General features: G+C 63.6%; 2 protein-coding genes, 1 pseudogene and 1 riboswitch. Of the genes and pseudogenes, 1 reads left to right on the forward strand and 2 read right to left on the reverse strand.

All coding sequences use genetic code 11. The annotated features are described in order from the left end of the window. Window positions 1-153 precede the first annotated feature (153 nt). Window positions 154-361, reverse strand: a riboswitch (cyclic di-AMP (ydaO/yuaA leader). Between the two features lie 124 nt (window positions 362-485). Continuing rightward, a complete protein-coding gene (locus AHiyo1_RS07945; protein WP_059388195.1) occupies window positions 486-1,181 on the reverse strand; it encodes a metal-dependent transcriptional regulator in 696 nt (231 codons plus the stop codon). 271 nt (window positions 1,182-1,452) lie between these two features. Between AHiyo1_RS07945 and serC the strand changes: the two genes are divergently transcribed. Beyond that, window positions 1,453-2,583, forward strand: coding sequence for a phosphoserine transaminase (gene serC / locus AHiyo1_RS07950; protein WP_059388196.1), 1,131 nt, complete (start codon window positions 1,453-1,455; stop codon window positions 2,581-2,583). Window positions 2,584-2,604: 21 nt separating this feature from the next. Here the strand turns inward: serC and AHiyo1_RS24570 are convergent. After that, window positions 2,605-2,803 (reverse strand): annotated as a pseudogene (locus tag AHiyo1_RS24570) (MFS transporter); the annotation flags it as partial.

The following is a 2,803-nucleotide window of genomic DNA, read 5'->3' on the forward strand; positions in this document are numbered from 1 at the left end:
CGAATTCGGCCATCTGCCGCAAAGGACCCTTGCGGCGGCGAAGTTCGCGATGGGGATCGCGCGGCCGCTCGTGCTCGACGGCGCTTGTGCTCCGCAGCTCAGCAGTAGGACCGGACGCGCGCCTGCGGCCCCTGGTGTTCTGCGTGGTCAAGGTTTTCCTCTCTGGCAAGCCTGCGAAGTTAGCTGTCGGATTCGGGCCAGAGAGATCGTGGACCCGGTCCGCGCGAAGGGCACGAAACGCAAGGTACCCGGAGGGGCCTTGCGTTGTTTGCACTTCCGCTACGGACTTCACCCCAAGGCCGTCTTTCGACAGCCGATGGTGGTTCCTCCGTTTCTGCCAGTGAATGGACTAATCCACCTGATCCGCTGGCAGAACTCGGCTTCGGATCAGGTAACGCTTTGGTATCGGCGCCAGTATTTAACTATAGGGGATTAAGCCCACGGTAATAATTTCGTTATCTTTGCGGGCGACCCCGCCGGGCCGGCTAGGCGACCGTGACAAACACGTGCGAGGCAACCTCAGGCGGCAGCTCCAGCGCGCCCTCGATATTGGGCACGCGAACGGAGATGTACTCCCCCACGCGCTCCAGGGACACCCTGGCGCCCGGGCGGATTCCGCCCTCGTCCAGCTGGACCAGAAGTTCCGGTTCCACCTGGATCGGTTCAGCCAGCCGGCTGACGGTGACCCGGTTTTCAGGTGAATATTCGTTCATCGCGTCAAGAAGGTTGACCACGCCATCCGTAAAGGCGTGGGACGCGGCTCCACCCAGCGCTTCGAGTCCGGGAATGGGGTTGCCATAGGGCGATTCCGTGGGGTGGTCCAGCAACTCATAGAGCCGCCGTTCCACGCGCTCACTCATGACATGCTCCCAACGGCACGCTTCATCGTGCACGTAGGCCCAGTCCAGTCCAATGACATCTGCCAGGAGCCGTTCGGCGAGCCTGTGCTTGCGCATGACCTCGGTGGCGCGTTTCCGGCCCGTTTCAGTCAGCTCAAGGTGCCGGTCGTTGGACACAATCACCAGGCCGTCGCGCTCCATCCGCCCGATCGTCTGGGAAACGGTGGGGCCGGAGTGCCGCAAGCGCTCGGCGATGCGGGCGCGAAGAGCCACGATGTTCTCTTCTTCAAGCTCCAAAATGGTCCGAAGATACATCTCAGTGGTATCGATCAGATCCGTCATCCAGCTCAGCTCCTCGAGCGCAGTATCTTGCGTATTTTCGCCAGCTCCAAGCTTAGCTTATTTGGAATTACTCCGGATAATTCCGGCGCTTGTCCACCGCCCGGTCCGCCGTCCTCTCCTGAGCCGGCCGAACAATGGTTTCCACGTGGCGGACTATGACACCTTCGGTTCTGCCCGTGACTGCGGCGTCAGGCAGAATTGGGGAGTCGAAGGGGCAGCTTGCCACCTGCCACGACCCATCTAGGCCGCTACTTCACCATTGGAGCATCCCGTGAGCGACAACAGCATCACCATCCCCGCCGATTTGCTGCCCAAGGACGGCCGCTTCGGCGCCGGGCCCTCCAAGGTCCGCCCGGAGCAGATCGAGGCCCTCTCCGCCGCCTCGACAACGATCCTCGGCACCTCCCACCGCCAAGCACCCGTCAAGAACCTGGTGGGCTCCGTCCGCGAGGGACTTAGCCAGTTCTTCCGTGCGCCCGAGGGCTACGAGGTGATCCTCGGCGTCGGAGGCTCCACCGCGTTCTGGGACGTCGCCAGCTTCGGCCTGGTCGAGAAGAAGGCCCAGCACCTCTCCTTCGGCGAGTTCGGTTCCAAGTTCGCTTCGGCGACCAACAAGGCCCCCTTCCTTGAAGCTTCCTCCATCATCACGTCCGAGCCTGGTACCCGGCCGGTTTCCCAGGCCGAAGCAGGCGTGGACGTGTACGCGTGGCCACAGAACGAAACCTCGACGGGTGTCGCCGCTCCGGTCAAGCGCGTCCAAGACGCCGGCGAGGGTTCACTTGTCTTGGTGGACGCGACATCCGCAGCCGGCGGCCTGGATGTTGATGTTGCCGAAGCCGACGTCTACTACTTCGCCCCGCAAAAGAACTTTGCGTCCGACGGAGGCCTGTGGCTCGGCCTCTTCTCCCCCGCCGCCCTGGAGCGCGCGGCCCGTATCAAGGCAAGCGGCCGCTGGATCCCCGATTTCCTCGACCTGCAGACGGCCATCGACAACTCGAAGCTCAACCAGACCTACAACACGCCGTCCCTGTCCACCTTGGTGACATTGGATGCCCAGGTCCAGTGGCTCAACAAGAACGGTGGCCTGGATTTCGCTTCCGGACGCACCGCGGACTCCGCAAGCCGTATCTACAGCTGGGCAGAGGCTTCCGAGTACGCCACCCCGTTCGTGGCAAAGGCCGAGGACCGCTCCAACGTCATTGCCACGATCGATTTCGATGACTCGATCGACGCCGCGGCCATCGCCAAGGTGCTCCGCGCCAACGGGATCGTGGACACGGAGCCCTACCGCAAGCTGGGCCGCAACCAGCTGCGCATCGCTACCTTCGTTGCCATCGAGCCGGACGACGTCTCCGCATTGCTCGCCAGCATCGACTTCGTCGTGGGCGAACTGAAGAAGTAAGGGCCTGCCGCATTCCCGCGGTCAGGACTGGTCGGCGTCGTCCGGGTGGGGATCCCGGGCGGCGCTGTCCCTTTTAACGGCGTCCCTATTAGCTGGACCCGCGCCTTGGGACTCAATCCGGAAGAACCGCATCCCGCCGGCGCTGCGGTCGAAGCGGAGCCGCAACTGGCGCGCGCGGATGATCCACACGATGCCGACGACGGCGGTGCTGGCGCCCGCG

Source organism: Arthrobacter sp. Hiyo1 (assembly GCF_001263615.2).
Classification (GTDB): Bacteria; Actinomycetota; Actinomycetes; order Actinomycetales; family Micrococcaceae; genus Arthrobacter.